The sequence below is a fragment of the Brevundimonas sp. EU05-FHT14B11 genome (genome assembly GCF_058790835.1).
The window spans coordinates 293682-313731 of the sequence record NZ_JBYTCY010000001.1 but is presented as its reverse complement, the minus strand read 5'-3'; the positions used below and the strand labels follow the sequence as shown (position 1 = coordinate 313731).

Here is a 20050-nt window from a genome sequence, read left to right as displayed (position 1 = left end):
TGTCGCAGTGCAGCGACGCTTGTGCAAGGAATGCGGATCGCGCTTGAGACGGCTGCTCCGATCCGTCACCCTGACGACACGCATGAACGCTCCCCTCGCTCACTCGCCGCACGCCGACGCCGTCCCGTCCCTGGAGGGCGCGACGCCGTTCATGGCCCAGTATCTGACGGCCAAGGCCGGACAGCCGGACGCCATCCTGTTCTTCCGCATGGGCGACTTCTACGAGCTGTTCTTCAAGGACGCCGAGATCGCCGCCGCGGCGCTGGGCATCACCCTGACCAAGCGGGGCAAGCACAACGGCGACGACATCCCCATGGCCGGGGTGCCGGTGCATGCGCTGGACGGCTATCTGGCGCGGCTGATCCGGCAGGGCTTCAAGGCGGCCATCTGCGAACAGCTGGAAGATCCGGCCGAGGCCAAGAAGCGCGGCGGCAAGGCGGTGGTGCACCGCGGCGTCGTGCGGGTGGTCACACCGGGCACCCTGACCGAGGATTCGCTGCTGGACGCGCGCGGCGCCAACCGGCTGGCCGCCGTGGCGGTGCGCAAGGGCCGGGCGGCCGTGGCCGTGGTCGAGCTGTCGGCCGGGGCGGTGGATGTGGTGGCCTGTTCGCTGGAGGACCTGGGCGCGACCCTGTCGTCCTTCCGGCCGTCCGAAGTGCTGGTCCCCGATCGCCTGTTCTCGGACGAGGCGACCAAGGACGCGCTGAACGGGTCCGGCGGCGTGGTCCAGGCCCTGCCGCAGGCGCTGGCCGAGCCGGTCGGCGCCAAGGCCAGGGTCGAGCGCCTGTACGGCGTGGCCTCGCTGGACGGTTTCGGCGCCTTCGAGGAGGCGGAGGTCTCGGCCCTGGGCCTGATCGCCGCCTATCTGGAGACGACCCAGGCCGGCAAGATCCCGGCCCTGACCCCGCCGCGCCGCACCGGCGACACCGGCTTCCTCGCCATCGATCCGGCGACGCGTCTCAGCCTTGAAATCGACCGGACCCAGCGCGGCGAGCGCGAGGGTTCGTTGCTGGCCTCGATCGACCGCACGGTGACCTCGGGCGGCGCCCGGGCTCTGGCCGAGCGGGTGGCGCGTCCGCTGCGCGATCCCGTCGCCATCAATCATGGACTCGATGCGGTCGAATGGCTGCTGGAGCGCCGCGATCTGCGCCGCGATCTGCGCGACGGGCTGAAGGCCTCTTCGGACGTGGCCCGCGCGGTGTCGCGGCTCGTGCTGGGCCGGGGCGGGCCGCGCGATCTGGCCGGCATCCGCAACGGTTTGTCGATCGCCGAGGGGATCGCCGGCCTGTTCCCGCCGGTGGCCGATCCCCTGACCGGTCCGCCGCCCCGCATCGCATCCTGCGTCGACCGTCTGACCCTGACGCCCGACCTGGGCCGCCTGCTGGTCGATCTGGCCGAGGGGCTGGTCGCCGAGCCGCCGCATCTGGCGCGCGACGGCGGCTTCGTGAACCCCGACTTCCGCCCCGAGCTGGACGAGGCGCGCCGCCTGCGCGACGACAGCCGCCGGGTTGTGGCCGATCTGGAGGCCCGCGCGGTCGCGGAGTCCGGCGTGGCCTTCAAGATCAAGCACAACGCCGTTCTGGGCTATTTCCTGGAGACCAGCGCCAAGGCCGCCGAACCCCTGCTGCGCCCCACTGGCGAAAGCCCCTTCATCCATCGCCAGACCCTGGCCAACCAGGTCCGCTTCACCACCGTCGAACTGTCCGAGCTGGACGCCAAGATCAGCCAGGCCGGCCACCGGTCGCTGGCCATCGAGGGCGAGACCTTCGAGATCTGGCGGCGCACGGTCCAGTCCCTGGCCCAGCCGCTCCAGGCCGTGGCCGAAGCGCTCGCCGAGCTCGACACCCACGCCGCCCTGGCGGAATGGGCGCAGGAGGTCGGGGCGGTGCGGCCGCACGTCGATGATACCCTCTGCTTCGAGGTCGCCGCCGGGCGTCACCCGGTGGTCGAGGCGGCGGTCAAGGCGGCGGGTGATCCTTATACGCCAAACGACTGCCGGCTTGACGGTTCGGGCGCGGCCGGCGCCCGACTGTCGATCGTCACCGGGCCGAACATGGCCGGTAAATCGACCTTCCTGCGCCAGAACGCCCTCCTGGTGGTGCTGGCCCAGGCCGGGGCGTTCGTGCCCGCGAAATCGATGCGGCTGGGCGTGGTCGACCGGTTGTTCAGCCGGGTCGGAGCGGGCGACGATCTGGCGCGCGGCCGGTCCACCTTCATGATGGAGATGGTCGAGACCGCCGCCATCCTGACCCAGGCCACCGAGCGCAGCTTCGTGGTGTTGGACGAGATCGGCCGCGGCACCGCCACCTACGACGGCCTGGCCATCGCCTGGGCCACGACCGAGGCGCTGCACGATCGCAACCGCGCCCGCACCCTGTTCGCCACCCACTATCACGAGCTGGCGGTGCTGGAGACGCGGCTGGCCCACGTCTGCAACCTGTCCATGCGGGCCAAGGAGTGGAACGGCGAGCTGGTCTTCCTGCACGAGGCCGCGCCGGGCGCCGCCGACCGCTCCTACGGCGTGCAGGTGGCCAGGCTGGCCGGCGTGCCGGGACCGGTCGTCGCCCGCGCCCGCGAGGTGCTGGACCGGCTGGAAGGCGAGAAGACCGCCGGCGCCAATCTCACCGACCTGCCCCTGTTCGCCATGGCCGAGCCGGCCGCGCCCGAACCGGCCCGGCCTTCGATGGTCGAGGACGCGCTGAAGGGCATCGAGCCCGACGAGCTGAGCCCGCGCGAGGCGCTGGAGGCCCTGTATCGCCTCAAGGGTTTAGCCAAAGGGCCGGCAGGCCGGTGAACCAGACCCTCGACGCGCGGCTGGCGGAAACGGCCGGGGCGTCCGATGTGCGTCGGGCCGTGGCGGCGATCCTGCGCGAGAGCTGGGACGCGGGTCGGGCGAAGGCGGCCCGGCGGCTGGAGGCGGGGGGCGAGGGCGTCGAGGTGGCGCGGCTCTACGCCGCCGCCGCCGACGACATGCTGACCGCCCTGTGGCGCTTCACCACCGATGTCCTCTATCCGGCCCCGAATCCCACCGAGGCTGAGCGGCTGAGCCTGATCGCCGTGGGCGGCTACGGACGCGGCGTGATGGCGCCCTTCTCGGACCTGGACCTGCTGTTCCTGCGCCCGTGGAAGTCGATTCCGCGCACCGAACAGGTGATCGAATTCATGCTCTACGTCCTGTGGGACCTGGGCGTGAAGGTCGGGCAGGCGGCGCGGTCGGTCGATGACTCGCTGGCGCTGGCCCGAACCGACATGATGGTCCGCACCACCCTGCTGGAGGCCCGCCCCCTGGCCGGGGACGAGAAGCTGGCGGACGACTTCATCGCCCGCTTCCAGGCCTTCGTGGCCAAGGCCGATCCCCGCCCCTTCATCGCCGCCAAGCTGGAGGAGCGGAACGTCCGCCACCAGAAGACCGGCGCGGTGCGCTATCGGGTCGAGCCCAACGTCAAGGACGGCAAGGGCGGCCTGCGCGACCTCAACACCCTGTTCTGGATCGCCCGTTCGCTGGCGCCGGACAGCCCGCTGGGTGCGCGGGTCATGGACGATCTGCTGACCTCGCGGGAACGCCGGACGTTCGAAGAGTCCTTCGACTTCCTGTGGCGCACTCGGGCGCATCTGCACCTGCTGGCGGGTCGGGCCGAGGAAAAGCTGACCTTCGACCTGCAGCCCGAGGTGGCCCGCCGGATGGGCTGGCAAGGACGGGGCGACGAGCCGGCGGTGGAGCGGTTCATGCGCCGCTACTTCATCGTGGCGCGGGACGTGGGCGCCCTGACCCGGGCCATGTCGGCCAAGCTGGAGGCGCGCCATCAGAAGCCGACGATGAGCCTGTCGCGGCTGATCCCGGGCCGGAAACGCAATCTGGGCGTCGAGGGCTTCGTCGAAGTCTCGGGCCGCCTGTCGGTGACGGGGCCCGAGGTCTTCGCTGAGGACCCGACCAAGCTGCTGACCCTGTTCCGCACTGCCGACGAGCATGACCTGGACCTGCACCCCGACGCCTTTTCGGCGGTGACGCGGTCGCTGTCGCTGGTCACGCCGTCGCTGCGCCGCGACGCCGAGGCGACCCGCGCCTTCCTCGACATCCTGACGGGGCAGCGGCCCTATCGCGTGCTGACGCTGATGAACGAGACAGGCCTGCTGGGCCGCTTCCTGCCCGAATGGGGGCGGATCGTCGGCCAGACCCAGTTCAACATGTACCACGCCTATACGGTCGACGAGCACACGCTGCAGGCCATCGGCATCATCAACGACATCTGGCGCGGCAAGCTTCAGGCCGAACATCCGACGGCCACCGAGATCGTCCACCGCATCGACGACTTCGAGGCCCTGATGCTGGCCATGCTGCTGCACGATGTGGGCAAGGGCGGCGACCGGGGGCAGCTGGAGGATGGGGCCATCGCCGCGCGGCGCGCCTGCGACCGGCTGGGCATCGATCCGCGCCGGACCGAGTTCGTGGTCTGGCTGGTGCGCCATCACCTGGCCCTCAGCGACTACGCCCAGAAGCGCGACGTGTCCGATCCCGCGACGGTGCGAGCCTTCGCCGGGCTGGTCGGCGATCCCGAACGGCTGCGGACCCTGCTGGTGCTGACCGTGGCCGACATCCGCGCCGTGGGGCCGGGGGTGTGGAACGGCTGGAAAGGCCAGCTGATGCGCGACCTGTATCAGCGCACCGAGGGCGTGTTCCGGGGCGAGGACGTGACCCGCGCCGACCCGCTGGCCGACTTCCCCGATCTGGTCGCCCGCGCCGGAGCCTCGGGCGCGGCGGCGAGCATCGTCGCCGAGCGCAAGAACGACGAGGGCAGCGAGCCCCTGGCCGCAGCGCGCGTCGCCGTGGCGGCCAAGGACCGGCCGGGTCTGTTCGCCGATCTGGCGGCGGCGCTGGCGGCGGGCGGGGCGGACGTGGTCGGGGCCCGGGTGGCCACCGCCGAGGACGGCACGGCGCTGGATGTGTTCGAACTGCAGGACGGATCGGGCGCCCCCTATGGCCAGGCCGAGCCGCGCCGGCTGACCCGGCTGGTGGCGGCGCTGGAAAGCGCGGCCCGGGGCGACCGGTCCGCCCCTCCGCCCGAGCCGCAGCCCAATCCGCGCCGCGCCGCCTTCGATGTGCGGCCAGTGGTGCTGATCGATCTGGACGAAAGCCCCGACGCGGCGGTGATCGAATTGTCGGGCGCCGACCGTCCCGGCCTGCTGGCCGAACTGTCGCGCATGCTGACCGACCACGGCCTGTCGATCCGCTCGGCCCATATCGCCGGCTTCGGCGAGCGGGCGGTGGACAGCTTCTACGTCACCGACGCGAGGGGCGGACGTCCCAGGCCGGGCGCCAAGCTGGAGCAGCTGCGGGCCGAGCTCGAGGCCGTGCTGGACCGCCGCGACGCCAACGGCCGCTCGGTTTCCGCGCCGGTCCGCGCCAGCCTGCGCGACGTCTCCGAATTCGACCGGAAACGGCCCGTATCGCCCCGTCCTGAAGCACGCTAATCCAGCAGCTCCCGCCGCCCTTGAGTTCCCGATGAGCCTCGCCCGCAACACCCTGGTGCAAGCGACCCTGACCCTGGGCAGCCGCCTTCTGGGCTTCGCCCGCGATCTGGTCCTGTCGGCCCGCTTCGGCCAAGGGCCGATGATGGACGCCTTCACCACGGCGTTGATGCTGCCCAACATGTTCCGGCGCCTGTTCGCCGAGGGCGCCTTCGCCCAGGCCTTCGTGCCGATCTACGGCGGGGTGCGCGAGCGCGAGGGCGAGGAGGCGGCCGCCGTCACGGCCTCCGAGGCGCTCAGCTTCATGTTCGCCGTCGTCGCCGGCTTCTGCATCCTGCTGCAGGTGCTGATGCCGTGGATCATGCCGGTGCTGCTGTTGGCCTGGAAGGACGATTCCGGGGTCATGTGGGCCGCCGTCACCGCCGCCCAGCTGACCATGCCCTATCTGGCCTGCATGACCATCGCCTCGCTGCTGTCGGGCGTGCTCAACACCAGCGGCCGGTTCGCCCTGTCCGCCGGGGTGCCGGTGTTCCTGAACCTGTGCACCCTCGTGCCGCTTCTGGCGCCCAGCCTGATCCCGATGAGCCAGCCGAACATCCTGCTGGCGGTCAGCGCGGCGGTCACGGTCTCGGGCGTGCTTCAGGCGGGTTTGCTGTGGTGGGGCGTGCGCCGGCTCGGCGTGCGGCTGAAGCTGTCGTGGCCGCGCCTGACCGCCGGGGTGAAGAAGACCCTGGCCCTGGCCATTCCCGGCGTCCTCGCGGGCGGCGCGCTGCAGATCAATTCGGTCGTCAGCCAGTTCCTGACCGGCTCGAACGAGGGCGCCCGGTCGGTGCTGTACAACGCGGACCGTCTGTACCAGCTGCCGCTGGGCCTTGTCGGCGTGGCCATCGGCCTGGCGCTGGTGCCCCGGCTGACCCGGGCCTTCGTCACCGGAGACCACGAGGGCGGCCGCCGCACGCTGGATGACGGCATCACCCTGTCGATGGCCTTCACCCTGCCGGCCGCCGTGGCCCTGTTCGTCATCCCCTTCTTCATCATCGACGCCACCGTGACGCGCGGCGCCTTCACCAGCGCCGACGCGGCCCGCACCGCCGATGTGCTGCGCCAGTTCGCCTGGGGCGTGCCGGCCTTCGTGCTGGCCAAGGTCCTGACCCCGCCCTTCTTCGCCCGCCAAGACACGCGTCGGCCGATGATCTTCGCCGTCACCTCGGTGGGGATCACCGTCGTGGTCGGCACGGGTCTGTTCTTCCTGCTTCAGTCCATGGGCGCCGACGGCGTGCTGGGGCTGGCGATCGCCACCAGCCTGTCGGCCTGGGTCAACGTCGCCCTGCTGGGCGGGACCCTGATCCGGGAGAAGGCGTGGCGCGCAACCACTCCCTTCCTGTCGCGCCTGTCGCGGGTGCTGCTGGCCAGCGCCGTCATGGCGGCGGGCCTGCTGGCGGCGGGGATCGGCTATGAGATCCTGAGCCGCGTCTTCCTCGCCAAGGAGGTCGCCGTGGTGGTCGTCTGCGCCCTCGGCGCGGTGGTCTACGGGGTCTGCCTGATCGCCTTCCGGGCTGTCAGCCTGTCCGAACTGAAGGCGGTGCTGCGCCGCGAGCCGGGAGCCTCCATCTCGTCCGGTCTGGACTGACCGCCAGCGAGACGATAAGCGCGATGAAATGACGATTTCAGGACAGACCTTCACCGTCCGCCGATGGCGCGGCTGATCTTCTCCGGCGCCTTCCCGCGCGCGCTGCCGCGCGCCTGATCCAGATTTCCTCCCGAGTACCGACCATGACCGATTCCACCCCGGCCCAGACCGTTCCGGCCTATGACGGCCCGCGCCGCATCCTGTCCGGCATCCAGGCCTCCGGCGCCCTGCACCTGGGCAACTACCTCGGCGCCCTGAAGCGCTTCACACAATTGCAGGACACGGGCGCGCCCTGCTTCCTTTTCGTGGCCGATCTGCACGCCATCACCGTGTGGCAGGACCCGGCCCTGCTGACCGCCCAGACGCGCGAGATCGCCGCCGCCTATCTGGCCTCGGGCCTCGATCCGTCGAAGTCCGTGATCTTCCCGCAGTCGGCCGTGCGCGCCCATTCCGAGTTGGCCTGGATCTTCAACTGCGTCGCCCGCCTCGGCTGGCTGGACCGCATGACCCAGTTCAAGGAGAAGTCGGGCAAGCACAAGGAGCGCTCGAGCGTCGGCCTGTACACCTATCCGGTGCTGCAGGCGGCCGACATCCTGCTCTATAAGGCCACCGAGGTGCCGACCGGCGAGGACCAGAAGCAGCACCTGGAACTGACCCGCGACATCGCCGCCAAGTTCAACAACGACTTCGGCGTCCCGGGCTATTTCCCCCTGCCCGAGCCCCTGACCCAGGGTCCGGCGCCGCGGGTGATGAGCCTGCGCGACGGGGCGGCCAAGATGTCCAAGTCCGATCCGTCGGACGCCTCGCGCATCAACCTCACCGATGACGCCGACACCATCGTGGCCAAGATCCGCCGCGCCAAGACCGACCCCGACGCCCTGCCGGAAGCGGTCGAGGGGCTGGAGGGCCGCGCCGAGGCCAAGAACCTGGTGACCATCTACGCCGCCCTGGCCGACGAGACCCGGGAGCAGGTTCTGCGCGAATGGGGCGGCAAGGGCTTCGGCGCCTTCAAGCCGGCCCTGGCCGAGCTGGCCGTGGCCTCCATGGCCCCCGTCACCGCCGAGATGCGCCGCCTGATGGCCGACACGGCCGAGATCGACCGCGTCCTCAAGGACGGCGCCGAACGCGCTTCGGCCATCGCCGATCCGGTGGTGGACGAGGTCAAGAAGATCGTGGGCTTCTGGCGGGCGTGACGGCGATTTCCAGACCCCGCGTCCCGCGGGGTCTGGCGAATGTCGCCGGGGCGACTAGGTAGGGGCATGTCCTCGAACCATCCGCTCGACCGCGCCGTCTGGAACGCCCTGTCCACCCGTCAGGCGCCGCTCTCGATCCGTGAGGGCGGGGTGATGCGGTTCGATCCGGCCTACGCCCTGTTCGCCGCCGCCGGGCCGGACGCGAGGGCCGACGACTGGGTCGCCCTGGCCCGTGAAACCGGCCGGGTAGCCCTGTTCGAGGCCGATCCGGTCGTGCCGCCAGGCCTCGTGGAGATCGACCGGATCGACTGCCTGCAGATGACGGCGACAGCCATGAGCGCCAGCGGTCGGGAGGTCGCGTTCGAGGCCCTGACCGACGCGGACGGACCCGAGATGCTGGTGCTGGCCGCCCTGACCCAGCCGGGGCCCTTTTTCTCGAAGACCCATCTGCTCGGCCCGTTCATCGGCATCCGGCACGAGGGGGCGCTGGTGGCCATGGCCGGCGAGCGGCTGAGCCTGGAAGGCTTCAGCGAGGTCAGCGGGGTCTGCACCCATCCCGACCATCGCGGCCACGGCTACGCCGGAGCGCTGATGAGGGCGGTGGGCCAACGTATCCTGGATCGGGGCGACACGGTCTTCCTGCACGCCCGCATCGGGCATACGGACACCATCGCCTTCTACGAGACCCTGGGGTTCAAGCCCCGGATCACGCCCAGCTATGTGGTGATGGACGTCGCCTAGGCGACGCGGTCCAGCCGGGCGACGAAGAAGCCGTCCAGACCGCCCTTTTCCGCCCACATGGACGGCAGGATGCGCAGCCAGCCTTCGGGCGTCAGCGCCTCGTCCGGCGCGCCCACCTCGGCGGGGACGGCGGGGACGGTCCGGAAGGCCGGGTTGCGGCGCAGGAAGGCGATGATCTGGGTCTCGCCCTCTTCGCGCTCCAGCGAGCAGACGCAATAGACCATGCGGCCGCCCGGCTTCACCCGCTCGGCGGCGGCGTCCAGCAGGCGGTGCTGCACGTCGGCCAGCTTGGCGACCTCGGCGGGCTTGGTGGCGCGCAGGACCTCGGGATTGCGGCGGAAGGTGCCGGTGGCCGTGCAGGGCGCGTCCAGCAGGACGGCGTCGAAGGCGCGGTCGTCCTCCCAGTCCTCGGCCGGGGTGACCACGATCTCGGCCTCCAGCTTGGTGCGCTCCAGATTGGCGCGCAGGCGCTTCAGGCGTGTCTCCGACCGGTCCAGCGCTACGACCGAGGCGCCCGAGGCGGCCAGCTGCAGGGTCTTGCCGCCCGGCGCGGCGCACAGGTCAATGATGGATTCCCCGGCCTTGGGGGCCAGCAGGCGGACGGGGACGGCGGCGGCGGCGTCCTGCACCCACCAGCTCCCGTCCTCGAAGCCCGGCCAGCTCGCCACGTCGCCGCGGCGGCCGGTGCGGACGGTTCCGCCCGGCAGGGCTTCGCCTTCGACCAGGGCGGCCACCTCGGCGGGATCGGCGTCCGGCTTGACGCTGAGATCCGTCGCCGGCTCCTCGCGCGCGGCCAGCGCCAGGGCGTTCAGACCGGCCTCGCCCCAGGTCGCCTTCCAGCGGGCGGCCAGCCATTCGGGCAGATTGCTCTCGGCCGTGGTCAGGCCGGGACCGTCGCGGCCCACGCCGCGCAGCACGGCGTTGACCAGGTTCTTGTAGGGCCGGGTCTTGGGATCGCGCTCGGCCAGCTTCACCGCCGTCGACACCGCGGCGAAGGCCGGGGTCTCCAGCACCAGGGTCTGGGCCAGGGCGACGCGCAGGATGGTCCGGATCGCCAGCGGCGGCGCCTTCTGCAGGCGACGGTCGAGGATCTGGTCGATCTCGCCCAGGCGGCGCAGGGCGGCCATGGCCACGGCGCGGGCGAAGGCGCGGTCGGGGCCTTCCAGCGAGGCGACCTCGCGGAAGTTCAGGGCGGAGTCGAGACCGCCCCGGCCTTCCAGCGCCGCGTTCAGCAGCACGCCGGCGGCCAGGCGGGCCTCGACGCCGATGTCGGCCGCTTCGTCTCGCGGGGCTTCCACCCGCGGCGGACGCGGACCGCGCGCCTTGTCGGCCATGCGGCGCCCGCGGGAGGCCGAGTTCCGGCCGGTGTCACGTCCGGTCATACGGAAACCTGTGTGCCCAGCTCGACCACGCGGCCGGGCGGGATGTGGAAGAAGTCGGTCGGGTTGGCGGCGTTGCGCATCAGGAAGATGAACAGCCGGTCCTGCCACATGGGCATGCCCTCGGTGGCCGAGGCGATGACCGAGCGGCGGCCCAGGAAGAAGCTGGTCGACATGATGTCGAACTTCAGACCCTGTTTGCGGCAGACGCCCAGCGCCTTGGGCACATTGGGCTGCTCCATGAAGCCGTAGGAGATGACCAGCTTCTTGAAGTCGTCCGAGATCGGCTCGATCGACACCCGGTTGGCCGGATCGACACGGGGCCGGTCCGTGGTCCGCACGGTCAGGATGACGTTCTTCTCGTGCAGCACCTTGTTGTGCTTGAGATTGTGCATCAGCGCGACCGGGGCGATGTCCGGATCGCTGGTCAGGAAGATGGCCGTGCCCGGGGCGCGGTGCGGCGGACGGGCGCGCAGCATCTCGATCAGGTCGAGCAGCGGCAGGCTGTCCTTGCGGGTCTTGGCCGACAGGATCTGGGTGCCGCGCACCCAGGTCCACATCAGCAGCACCAGCGCCGCGCCCAGCACCAGCGGCATCCAGGCCCCCTGCGGGATCTTCAGCAGGTTGGAGGTCAGGAAGACGCTGTCGATGAAGCCGAACGGGATCAGGCAGCCCAGCACGGCCCAGATCGGCCAGTTCCACTTCTTGGTGATGACGAACCACGCCATCAGGGTGTTGATCAGCATCACTCCGGTCACCGCCACGCCATAGGCGGCGGTCAGGTTGTGCGAGCTCTGGAACACGAACAGCAGCACCAGGACCCCGATCATCAGCAGGCTGTTGACCGCGGGCACGAAGATCTGGCCCGCCTGGCTTTCCGAGGTGTTCAGGATCTGGATGCGGGGCAGCAGGCCCAGCTGGACCGCCTGTTGGGTCACCGAGAAGGCGCCGGTGATGACGGCCTGCGAGGCGATCACCGTGGCCGCCGTGGCGAGCGCCAGCATCGGCCAGTAGATGACCTGCGGCACCATGCTCCAGAACGGGTTTTCGGCGGCGCCGGGGTGGGCGAGGATAAGCGCCCCCTGGCCGAGGTAGTTCAGCGTCAGGCAGGGCAGGACGAAATACAGCCAGCCGGCGCGGATCGGCGCCTTGCCGAAATGGCCCATGTCCGCATACAGCGCCTCGGCGCCGGTCACCGCCAGGAAGACGCTGCCCAGGATGACGAAGCCCAGGAAGCCGTCATTGAGCAGCAGCTGAACCCCGTAGTGGGGCGACAGGGCCCGCAGGATCGAGACGTCGTCGAAGATGTGGATCAGGCCCAGCACGCCCAGGCTCAGGAACCAGACGGCGGTGATCGGGCCGAAATACTTGGCCAGGCCGGCCGTGCCCCGGGCCTGCAGCAGGAACAGGGCGACCAGGATGCCGGCGGCGACCGGCACGATGAAGGGATCCAGGGCTCCGCCGATGCCGGGGGCCTCCTTGACCCCTTCGATGGCGGAAAGCACCGAGATGGCGGGGGTGATGATGCCGTCGCCGTAGAACAGGGCGGCGCCGCAAACGCCGAGCAGGAAGATCAGGGCGCTGCGTCGGCCGATGGCGTGCTGGGCCAGCGCCATCAGGGCCAGGGTGCCGCCCTCGCCCTTGTTGTCCGCGCGCATCAGGAAGAAGACGTATTTGAACGTCACCACCACCATCAGCGCCCAGAAGGCCAGGGAGACCACGCCGATCACGGCCAAGTCGCCGCCGACGCCGTCGCGGGCATGGGCGATCGCCTCGCGCAGGGCGTAGAGCGGGCTGGTGCCGATATCGCCGAAGACCACGCCGATGGCGCCGATAATCAGGCCGAACTTGCCCGCCTTGCCGACCGTGTGGCCAAGCCCGTGCGCCTCCGCCGGCGAGGGCGGGGTCTGGGAGGCGGCGGTATCGGTGTCGGACGGCTGGCTGGCGGGGTTCTCGCCATCTTCAGCTTGGGGAGGGGCCCCGGCCATGAAGTTCCTCCGGGGCTCCGCGAGACGCGGCCCCATCAAAAGAGCCGCGAGCCTTTAGGCCCTTTCATAGAGCGATTCAATCGTGCTGCATCTGCGAAGGTGGCGCCGGTTTGTGAAACGCCCTTCGAGCGCTTATCTTGACGTCTGAAACGAGGACCCATGTCCGACAGCCAACGCTTTCCCGTCGCCGCCCACTCTCTGGCCTATCTGGCCCACAAGGGCGCGTATTCCGCCGCCGACGCCGCGCCCAGCGCGGTTCTGGCCGCTTCGGTGCCGACCAATCCCGTCGTCGTACGCCGGGTGACCGCCCTGCTGGCCAAGGCCGGCCTGATCGCCACCCGCCCCGGCGCGTCCGGCGGCGCCTGGCTGCTGCGCCGTCCGGAGGACATCCGGCTGAACGAGGTGCTCGCCGCCGTGAACGGCTGCGCCCACATCGGCTCGCCGCCCGCGGGGGCCAAGGGCTGCCCGGTCAGCGAGCATATTCCGCGTCAGGTGGCCAAGGCCCTGACCGCCGCCGAACTGGCCGCGGCCGACGCCCTGTCCAAGGTCACCATCGCCGACCTGCTGGCCGAGAATCCGTCCTCGCTGGCGGCCTTCACGCCGCACAAGTCCTGCCCCGTCGCGGCCTGATCCGCGCGTGAACCCCGGTCGGCGCCGCACCGTCCTGATCACCGGAGCCTCCGCGGGCATCGGCGCGGCCCTGGCCCGTGTCTACGCCGCCGAGGGCTGGGACCTGGTCCTGACCGCGCGCCGCGAGGGTCCCCTGCAGGCGCTCGCCGAGGACCTGCGGCGCGTCGGCTCGGCCGTCACCGTGATCCCGGAAGATCTCGCCGATCCCGAGGCTCCGCGCCGCCTGTTCGACGCCCTGGCCCTGCGCGGGATCGAGGTTGACGGGCTGGTCAACAACGCGGGCTTCAGCCGCACCGCCGGTTTCCTCAACACCGATCCGGCGGCCCATGCGGCGATGATCCGGGTCATGCTGACGGCGCCGATCGAGCTGGCCCGGCTGTTCGCGCCCGACATGGTCGCCCGCAGCCATGGCCGCATCCTCAATGTGGCCTCGCTGGCGGGCCAGATGCCCGCCACCGGCGGCGACACCCTGTACGGACCGATCAAGAGCTTCCTGATCAAGGCCTCGCAGGGCCTGCATCTGGAACTGCGTGATACCGGCGTGCACGTCACCGCCCTGTGCCCCGGCTACACCCTGACCGAGTTCCACGACGTCAACGGCACCCGCGACGAGGTCTCGACCGCCTATCCCGCCTGGATGTGGCAGACGGCCGAGCACGTCGCCCGCGTCGGCTATGACGCCGTCGAGGCCAACCGGCCCAAGGTGACCCCGGGCGTCATGAACAATGTGCTGGCCAGCTTGGCCAAGCACCTGCCCGACCGCATCGCCCTGAACATGGTCGGCGGCCACGCGAAGCGGTTGAAGCGGATCTGAAGCTTCGGGTCAGGTCCGCCTGCGGCTAGCGATCTCGTCGGAAAGCCGCTGCACGTCGGCGGGGTCCGCATCCCGGGCAAGGGCGACGTAGTGGTCCATGACGGCCGGCCGGTAGCGCACGGGCAGCGTCTGTCCTGGGGCGAGCCGGGTGAGTTCGGTGATCGTAAGCGCTTCGTCCGCGATACCGCGGAACGAGAGGCCATCGGCGGTATCCACGTCGAACATCAGGACGACGCGCGGATTGCTGTTGACCTCCCGCCAGTCGACGAGAACGCCGAGCGCGAGCACGCCCGTACGCAGCTCCGCATTGCGCTTGCGCGCCTCACTGCTCATCAGAGGGTTCGGGGCGACGCCAGGGAAGTCGGGGCCGACGCCGAGCGAGTCCCGGCTCAGGTCGGGCCTGAGCTGCTCCATCACATCGTTGAGCTTCTTGTTCCAACCGAACATCCTGACCTCCTGCCTTGAGCCGGCGCCGGACTCTCGGCCTGGGTTGCACGCTCAGGCGGCGCGGAATTCTCGCGTTTGCCGAGCCTCTGCGTCTTTCCGATGGTCCCAAGGGCCAGGTAGCGGGTCAAGGGCCGCCTTCGCCCAATCCCTACAAGAGACTGTGTCTCCAGAGGCCGGGACGCCTGTCCGGAGACGGCGAGCGCACCTGCGCGGTGCTCCGGTTCGACCCTCAGTCCCCGACGCAGAAAGGGCCGCCCCGAAGGACGGCCCTTTTCCAACTACGACTGGAGCGGGCGAAGAGATTCGAACTCTCGACCCCAACCTTGGCAAGGTTGTGCTCTACCACTGAGCTACGCCCGCACTCCGTGGAACGGCGAGGCCGTCCCGTGTCGAGGAGGGGGCGTATAGCGGACCCTCGCGGACCCTCGCAAGCCCCCTTTCGCGAATTTAGCGCGGAGCCAGACGAATCGCGCCGTCGAGGCGGATGCACTCGCCGTTGATGTAGACGTTGCGGGCCAGCTCCAGAACCAGGGAGGCGTAGTCGGCGGGCGTGCCGAGGCGGCTGGGGAAGGGGATGGCGGCGGCCAGGGCGTCCTGGATCTTCTGGTCCATGCCGGCCATCATCGGCGTCCACATGATGCCGGGCAGGATGGTGTTGCAGCGGATGCCTTCCTGCGCGAGGTCGCGGGCCACCGGCAGCGTCATGGCGTAGACGCCGCCCTTGGACGCCGAATAGGCCGCCTGACCGATCTGACCGTCCTGGGCCGCCACCGAGGCGGTGTTGACGATCAGGCCGCGCTCGCCGTCGGCCATGGGCTCCAGCGTCACCATGCCCGCCGCAGACTGGCTGAGGACGCGGAAGGTGCCGAACAGGTTGACCCGGACGGTGCGTTCGAAGCCGGCCATGTCGTGGGCGCGGATCTCGCCGGTGTCCTTCTTGCGGCTAACGGTCTTCTGACCCGTGGCGATGCCGGCGCAGTTGACGGTCAGGCGTTCCTGGCCGTGGGCGGCGCGGGCCTTGGCGAAGGCGGCGGCGACGCTCTCGTCGTCCGTGACGTCGACCTTGCAGAAGACGCCGCCGATCTCGGCGGCGATGGCCTCGCCCTTCTCCTCGTTCAGGTCGAACAGGGCGACCCGGGCGCCCGTGGCGGCGATGGCGCGGGCCGTGCCCTCACCCAGGCCCGAGGCCCCGCCGGTGACCACTGCGGCGATGCTGCTGTCGAGTTTCATGGCCGGAGCCCCTATGTCTTGTGTGAACCGAGTACTGTCGCGGGGGATTTAGCCGCCATGACCGCCAAAGCCAAACCTGTGACGCCTGAAGAGGCGCTGGACCCGTCCAAGGCGCTCGTGCCCTCGGTGCTGGAGGTCAACGAGGTCAGGGTCCAGAAGGGCTTCTGGCCGAAGCTGCGGCGCACGGCGGCCCGGATCCCGTTCGCGGCCCAGCTGGTCAGCGTCTACTACGCCGCCCGCGATCCCGAGACGCCGCTGGCCGCCAAGGGGATCATGATGGGAGCCCTGGCCTATTTCGTCCTGCCCATCGACGCCATTCCCGACATCTTCGCGGGCATCGGCTTCACCGACGACGCGGCGGTGATCGCGGCCCTGATCGCCACCCTGGGCGCCAACGTCAGGAGCCGCCACCGCGAACAGGCCGAGAAGGCGGTGGAGCGCCTCAAGGACTAGGGGCGCTGTGATCGGATCCAGCCGGTGACGGCCAGCCGGTCGCCGCCGGCGAAGGGCGTGACCAAGGAGACCGAGTGCGGCTGCGGCACCTTGAAGATGTTCAGGGCGTTGAAGGCCGGGGTGTAGGCCTCGGCGACATGGCCGTCCTGATCGATGAACTGGAGCAGGCCGCCCCAGTCGACGCTCCAGCCGGGGGTGAGGTTCATCACATAGGCGAACAGCCGGTGCTTCCCTTCGGCCGCATCGGTGTGCCGGTTCAGATAGTCGCCGGGCCGGTAGCGGGTGCACTGGGCGTCGCAATAGGCGGCGCGGCTGTCGCCGGTCAGCGCCCGGATCCAGTCCAGGAAGACCGGGCTGTTGAGGAAGTCGTGGAAGGCCTCGGCCGGATGCCCGCTGCGCCGGCCGGCCTCGATCTCGTCCGACACCGGCCAGGTGTCGAAGGCGTACTGGAATCCGGCGCGGGCCTCGCTGAGGATGCCCGCTTCCAACTCCGCCCGGTTGTCCGCGGGCAGGGCGTCCCAGTCCGCCGTCGGCAGGGTGAACGCCTTGCGGCCCAGCATGAGCGACCGGGACCAGGCGGTGGACGACGTCAGCGCCGTATGCAGCCGCGCGGCGCCGGCGCCGTCCAGGAAGTCGGGCATGTGCAGGCGCCCGGCGCGCTGGAACACCGGCCCGATCCGCGCCGGATCGAGATGCGGACCGATCTCGAAATCGGCCACCTCAGTCCTCGATCGTGACGACGACCTTGCCCATGACCGAGCGGTCGCCCAGGGCCTGGATCGCCTCGTGGGCGCGCTCCAGCGGGAAGGTGCGGCTGATGCGCGGGCGGATCTTGCCCTCGCTCCAGAACTTGAACAGGTCGGCCATGTTGGCGGCGTGGATGTCCGGATCGCGCGCCACGGCCGCGCCCCAGAACACCCCGATCACCGACACCGACTTCAGCAGGGTCAGGTTCAGCGGCAGGGACGGAATGCCGGCCGGGAATCCGACCACCAGATAGCGGCCGTTCCAGTCCATGGCGCGCAGGGCCGGCTCGCAATAGTCGCCGCCTACGCCGTCATAGACCACGTCCGGACCGTCGCGGCCCGAGGCCAGCTTCAGCTCGCCCGACAGCTGCTTCTGGGCCGCCTTGTCCATCTTGCCCGACGGATAGATCAGGCCGTTGTCGGCGCCGGCCTCCAGGGCGAACTGGACCTTGTCGTTGGTCGAGGCGGCGGCGATGACGTGCGCGCCCATGGCCTTGCCCAGCTCAACCGCGGCGACGCCGACGCCGCCCGCGGCGCCCAGCACCAGCAGGCTTTCACCCGCCTTCAGCTGCGCCCGGTCCTTCAGGGCGTAGTAGGAGGTGCCGTAGGTCATCACCAGGGCGGCGGCGGTCTGGAAGTCCATCCCGTCGGGGATCTTGATCACCGAGGCGGCGGGCACGGCCAGCCGCTCGACCATGCCGCCCCAGCCGGGCACGGCGATGACCCGATCGCCCTTGAAGATCCCCTTCACGCCCTCGCCGACGGCCTCGACGATCCCGGCCACCTCGCCGCCCGGCGAGAAGGGCCGCTGCGGCTTGAACTGGTATTTGTCCTCGATGATCAGGGTGTCGGGGAAGTTCACGCCGATGGCCTTCACCTCGATGACGACCTCGCCCTTCATCGGACGGGGGTCCAGGACCTCCTCGACCACCAGGGTTTCGGGGCCGCCGGGGGCCTTGGAGAGAACTGCGCGCATTGTTGATCCTTGGGAGGAGGGAGCGCTCGCCCGTGGCGCTCGCGTCATTGGGACGCTAAGCAGCGCCACGCCCGTTGAAAAGAGGCGATCAGGAGACAGAGCGAATGACGGCCCTCATCCTCCACGGCGGCGCGGGCGCCCGGCGCGAGCGCAACTATGACCGCGAGGTCGTGCACATGCGCGAGGTGGTGGAGGCCATGAAGGCCCGTCTGGACGCCGGGGCGTCGGCGCTGGACGTCGCCGTCGAGGCGGTGACGATGCTGGAGGACTCCGGCCTGTACGTCGCCGGGCGGGGCGCCTCGCCCAACCTGGCCGGCGCCTATGAGCTGGACGCCAGCATCATGGACGGCGCGACCCGCCGGGCGGGCGCGGTCGCCGCCCTGCAGGGCTTCCGCAATCCGGTGATCGCCGCGCGCGCCGTCATGGACCGCACGCCCCACGTCATGCTGGCGGGGGAGGGGGCGGCCCTGTTCGCATTGGACCAGGGGCTGGAGCCCATCGCCGACGAGGAGGCCTGGTTCACCCGCGCCGGTCAGGGCGAGGACAATCATCCGCCGGGAACCTTGAGCCATGGCACGGTCGGCTGCTGCGTGCTGGACGCCGAGGGCCGGCTGGCCGCCGCGACCTCGACCGCGGGCGTGTTCGGCAAGATGCCCGGACGGGTCGGCGACACGCCGATCCCGGCGGCGGGGACCTGGGCCGACGGAAACGTCGCCGTCTCGGGCACCGGCCAGGGCGAATACTTCATCCGCGTCGCCGCCTGCGCCCAGACGGCGTGGCGGGTGGCCGCCGGTCAATCGTTGAGCGAGGCCGCGCGCGCCGTGATCGACGACATCGGATCGCTGGGCGGCGACGGGGGCCTGATCGCCCTGGACCGCGACGGCGCCATCGCCGCCCCGTTCAACAGCCAGGGCATGAAGCGGGCCTGGCTGACGACCACGGGCGAGGTCGGGGTCGAGGTGTTCGGGCGCTGATCGCAGAAAAAGCGGGTGCGAACAGTGCGAAACTTCCGCGTAAGTCACTGATTTCCATGACGTGGAAGAGTCGCACAGTGCGGATGCTGGCTGCGGCCGGTTCATAGCCGGCATTATGGCGTCGCGATCCGTCAGATACGGTCGCATGCGTGGAATTTCCCTGCGGGCGACACGCTGGGACGTTGTCGTCTTCAGCCGTGCCCGGCGAGGCCGCGCGCGCTGGTCGGACGTCAGGGGTTTCCGCTGACCAGCGCCTGGCGGAAGAAGCGGACGATTTCGCGATTGAAGGTCTCGTGGAAGGCCGCCCGGTCGAAGCCCGGGGTGGGCGCGCAGATTATCGGGGCGTTGGCCGCCAGCTGCGCCGAGCAGGGCGGCAGGAAGTCGAAATGACCGGCGCCCGGAACGGTGTGGAACTCCGGCGGACGGGGCACGCCGTCGCGCACCGGCTCGACATAGAAGGGCGACGGCAGGATGCGGTCGTTCTCTCCCCGCCACAGCTGCACCGGCTGGGTGACGGCGGCCAGGCGCTCGGGCGTCAGGGTGAAGCCCAGCGCGGGGGCGGCGGCGACGACCGCCCTGATGCGGGGATTGTGGGTCCAGACCGCGTCCGCACCCGAAGCCGGGATGCCCCGGGCGGCGATCAGTGCGCAGTCGTAGAAGGCCGGATGGCTCCGGCAGTGCGCCGCCACGCGCGCCAGATCAGGCTCCGCGCCCGCCGCCGTGAGGACGGTCAGGGCGCCCGCCGAAAAGCCGAAGGCGCCTATGCGGTCCGGATCGACATCCGGCTCCCGCACCATGGCCTCGATCAGCAGGGACAGTTGGCGCGGCCGCAGGGCCACGTCGGTGGCCCGGCTCTGGTCGCGCCAATTGTCGCCCGTATGGGTCAGGGAGGCGACGATGAAGCCGGCGGCCGCCAGGGCGCGCGCGGTGTCGTCATGTCCGCGATAGTCGCCGCCGTTGCCGTGCGAGATGACCACCAGCGGGAGGCGGGCCTCCGCGGTGGCATGGGCGGGGCGCCAGACGCCGACCTCGACCACGACATCGCCGTCGGGGATCGTGCGGCGGGTGAAGGTGACGGCGTCAGCGTGCGCGGCGGCCTGCGAGGCGGCCTGTGTCGCGGACGCGGACGGAGGCGGCGACACGGACGGCGCGGCGGCGAGGGCGATGGCGGCGAGGACGGCGGTCAGGGACATGAGGCGGTTCCGGAAAAAGCGGGAGCCATCTTCTTTCGCCTGCGGACCCGCCCCGCCACGCCGATTGCGTGAACGGGCCAACGGGCGCGTGATCCGGCCACCGGGCGCGAATGCGCATCCCATCAGGCTGTGTCAGGATCGGCCGATGGATTCGGGACTGCTGAAACGATGGGGGACAGGTTCGACAGCG

Annotated in this window: 16 protein-coding genes and 1 tRNA gene; 9 read left to right on the top strand and 8 right to left on the bottom strand. The window is 70.5% G+C overall.

Annotation, left to right across the window (positions count from 1 at the left end; translation table 11 throughout):
* Nucleotides 1–82: 82 nt before the first annotated feature.
* From mutS to AC3WRV_RS01530, 5 genes are all read left to right on the top strand, one after another.
* A complete protein-coding gene (gene mutS / locus AC3WRV_RS01550) occupies nucleotides 83–2794 on the top strand; it encodes a DNA mismatch repair protein MutS (RefSeq protein WP_492311896.1) in 2712 nt (903 codons plus the stop codon).
* On the top strand, nucleotides 2791–5469 hold the full coding sequence (glnD, locus tag AC3WRV_RS01545) for a [protein-PII] uridylyltransferase (RefSeq protein ID WP_492311895.1): 2679 nt from the start codon (nucleotides 2791–2793) through the stop codon (nucleotides 5467–5469). The genes mutS and glnD overlap by 4 nt, the downstream gene beginning before the upstream one ends.
* Nucleotides 5470–5500: 31 nt before the next feature.
* Nucleotides 5501–7096 (top strand): murein biosynthesis integral membrane protein MurJ, encoded by a 1596-nt coding sequence (gene murJ, locus AC3WRV_RS01540; RefSeq protein WP_492311894.1) that lies wholly within the window; start codon nucleotides 5501–5503, stop codon nucleotides 7094–7096.
* A gap of 143 nt (nucleotides 7097–7239) precedes the next feature.
* A complete protein-coding gene (gene trpS, locus AC3WRV_RS01535) occupies nucleotides 7240–8289 on the top strand; it encodes a tryptophan--tRNA ligase (protein WP_291832749.1) in 1050 nt (349 codons plus the stop codon).
* Between the two features lie 66 nt (nucleotides 8290–8355).
* Nucleotides 8356–9030 carry a GNAT family N-acetyltransferase gene (locus tag AC3WRV_RS01530; RefSeq protein ID WP_492311893.1) on the top strand — a complete coding sequence of 225 codons (675 nt, stop codon included), beginning with the start codon at nucleotides 8356–8358 and terminating at the stop codon, nucleotides 9028–9030.
* Here the strand turns inward: AC3WRV_RS01530 and AC3WRV_RS01525 are convergent.
* Nucleotides 9027–10412, bottom strand: coding sequence for an RsmB/NOP family class I SAM-dependent RNA methyltransferase (locus tag AC3WRV_RS01525; protein WP_492311892.1), 1386 nt, complete (start codon nucleotides 10410–10412; stop codon nucleotides 9027–9029). The two genes, AC3WRV_RS01530 and AC3WRV_RS01525, sit on opposite strands and share 4 nt — an antisense overlap.
* Entirely contained in the window at nucleotides 10409–12397 is a 1989-nt protein-coding gene (locus AC3WRV_RS01520) for a potassium transporter Kup (RefSeq protein WP_291832744.1), read from the bottom strand. The genes AC3WRV_RS01525 and AC3WRV_RS01520 overlap by 4 nt, the downstream gene beginning before the upstream one ends.
* A 159-nt stretch (nucleotides 12398–12556) precedes the next feature.
* Here AC3WRV_RS01520 and AC3WRV_RS01515 point away from each other — a divergent pair, with 159 nt between their 5' ends.
* On the top strand, nucleotides 12557–13027 hold the full coding sequence (locus AC3WRV_RS01515) for an Rrf2 family transcriptional regulator (protein WP_291832742.1): 471 nt from the start codon (nucleotides 12557–12559) through the stop codon (nucleotides 13025–13027).
* Nucleotides 13028–13034: 7 nt separating this feature from the next.
* Nucleotides 13035–13841 (top strand): SDR family NAD(P)-dependent oxidoreductase, encoded by an 807-nt coding sequence (locus tag AC3WRV_RS01510; RefSeq protein WP_291832740.1) that lies wholly within the window; start codon nucleotides 13035–13037, stop codon nucleotides 13839–13841.
* A gap of 9 nt (nucleotides 13842–13850) precedes the next feature.
* Here AC3WRV_RS01510 and AC3WRV_RS01505 read toward each other — a convergent pair whose 3' ends face one another.
* The 3 genes from AC3WRV_RS01505 to AC3WRV_RS01495 all read right to left on the bottom strand — a co-directional run bounded on the left by AC3WRV_RS01505 (nucleotide 13851) and on the right by AC3WRV_RS01495 (nucleotide 15518).
* Nucleotides 13851–14288 carry a hypothetical protein gene (locus tag AC3WRV_RS01505; protein ID WP_291832739.1) on the bottom strand — a complete coding sequence of 146 codons (438 nt, stop codon included), beginning with the start codon at nucleotides 14286–14288 and terminating at the stop codon, nucleotides 13851–13853.
* 285 nt (nucleotides 14289–14573) lie between these two features.
* Nucleotides 14574–14648: transfer RNA gene (locus AC3WRV_RS01500), tRNA-Gly, on the bottom strand.
* Between the two features lie 87 nt (nucleotides 14649–14735).
* Nucleotides 14736–15518, bottom strand: a complete 783-nt coding sequence (locus tag AC3WRV_RS01495) for an SDR family oxidoreductase (RefSeq protein ID WP_291832737.1) — start codon at nucleotides 15516–15518, stop codon at nucleotides 14736–14738.
* A gap of 57 nt (nucleotides 15519–15575) precedes the next feature.
* Between AC3WRV_RS01495 and AC3WRV_RS01490 the strand changes: the two genes are divergently transcribed.
* Nucleotides 15576–15971: a YkvA family protein gene (locus AC3WRV_RS01490; protein ID WP_492311891.1), complete on the top strand. Its 396-nt coding sequence runs from the start codon at nucleotides 15576–15578 to the stop codon at nucleotides 15969–15971.
* Here AC3WRV_RS01490 and AC3WRV_RS01485 read toward each other — a convergent pair.
* Nucleotides 15968–16690 carry a 2OG-Fe(II) oxygenase gene (locus AC3WRV_RS01485; RefSeq protein ID WP_492311890.1) on the bottom strand — a complete coding sequence of 241 codons (723 nt, stop codon included), beginning with the start codon at nucleotides 16688–16690 and terminating at the stop codon, nucleotides 15968–15970. The two genes, AC3WRV_RS01490 and AC3WRV_RS01485, sit on opposite strands and share 4 nt — an antisense overlap.
* A 1-nt stretch (nucleotide 16691) precedes the next feature.
* Nucleotides 16692–17693, bottom strand: a complete 1002-nt coding sequence (locus AC3WRV_RS01480; RefSeq protein ID WP_492311889.1) for an NADPH:quinone oxidoreductase family protein — start codon at nucleotides 17691–17693, stop codon at nucleotides 16692–16694.
* 104 nt (nucleotides 17694–17797) lie between these two features.
* On the opposite strand from AC3WRV_RS01480, the gene AC3WRV_RS01475 reads away from it, so the two are divergent.
* Nucleotides 17798–18667 (top strand): isoaspartyl peptidase/L-asparaginase family protein, encoded by an 870-nt coding sequence (locus AC3WRV_RS01475; protein ID WP_492311888.1) that lies wholly within the window; start codon nucleotides 17798–17800, stop codon nucleotides 18665–18667.
* Nucleotides 18668–18897: 230 nt separating this feature from the next.
* Here the strand turns inward: AC3WRV_RS01475 and AC3WRV_RS01470 are convergent, their stop codons facing one another.
* Nucleotides 18898–19860 carry an alpha/beta hydrolase family protein gene (locus AC3WRV_RS01470; protein ID WP_492311887.1) on the bottom strand — a complete coding sequence of 321 codons (963 nt, stop codon included), beginning with the start codon at nucleotides 19858–19860 and terminating at the stop codon, nucleotides 18898–18900.
* Nucleotides 19861–20050 lie beyond the last annotated feature (190 nt).

Excerpts from the sequence above, each read along its gene's own strand:
- AC3WRV_RS01495 (WP_291832737.1), bottom strand. The coding sequence starts at position 15,518 with ATGAAACTCGACAGCAGCATCGCCGCAGTGGTCACCGGCGGGGCCTCG.
- AC3WRV_RS01515 (WP_291832742.1), top strand. The coding sequence starts at position 12,557 with ATGTCCGACAGCCAACGCTTTCCCGTCGCCGCCCACTCTCTGGCCTAT.
- AC3WRV_RS01490 (WP_492311891.1), top strand. The coding sequence starts at position 15,576 with ATGACCGCCAAAGCCAAACCTGTGACGCCTGAAGAGGCGCTGGACCCG.
- murJ (WP_492311894.1), top strand. The coding sequence starts at position 5,501 with ATGAGCCTCGCCCGCAACACCCTGGTGCAAGCGACCCTGACCCTGGGC.
- AC3WRV_RS01520 (WP_291832744.1), bottom strand. The coding sequence starts at position 12,397 with ATGGCCGGGGCCCCTCCCCAAGCTGAAGATGGCGAGAACCCCGCCAGC.
- mutS (WP_492311896.1), top strand. The coding sequence starts at position 83 with ATGAACGCTCCCCTCGCTCACTCGCCGCACGCCGACGCCGTCCCGTCC.
- AC3WRV_RS01480 (WP_492311889.1), bottom strand. The coding sequence starts at position 17,693 with ATGCGCGCAGTTCTCTCCAAGGCCCCCGGCGGCCCCGAAACCCTGGTG.
- AC3WRV_RS01525 (WP_492311892.1), bottom strand. The coding sequence starts at position 10,412 with ATGACCGGACGTGACACCGGCCGGAACTCGGCCTCCCGCGGGCGCCGC.
- trpS (WP_291832749.1), top strand. The coding sequence starts at position 7,240 with ATGACCGATTCCACCCCGGCCCAGACCGTTCCGGCCTATGACGGCCCG.
- AC3WRV_RS01530 (WP_492311893.1), top strand. The coding sequence starts at position 8,356 with ATGTCCTCGAACCATCCGCTCGACCGCGCCGTCTGGAACGCCCTGTCC.
- AC3WRV_RS01505 (WP_291832739.1), bottom strand. The coding sequence starts at position 14,288 with ATGTTCGGTTGGAACAAGAAGCTCAACGATGTGATGGAGCAGCTCAGG.
- AC3WRV_RS01475 (WP_492311888.1), top strand. The coding sequence starts at position 17,798 with ATGACGGCCCTCATCCTCCACGGCGGCGCGGGCGCCCGGCGCGAGCGC.
- AC3WRV_RS01470 (WP_492311887.1), bottom strand. The coding sequence starts at position 19,860 with ATGTCCCTGACCGCCGTCCTCGCCGCCATCGCCCTCGCCGCCGCGCCG.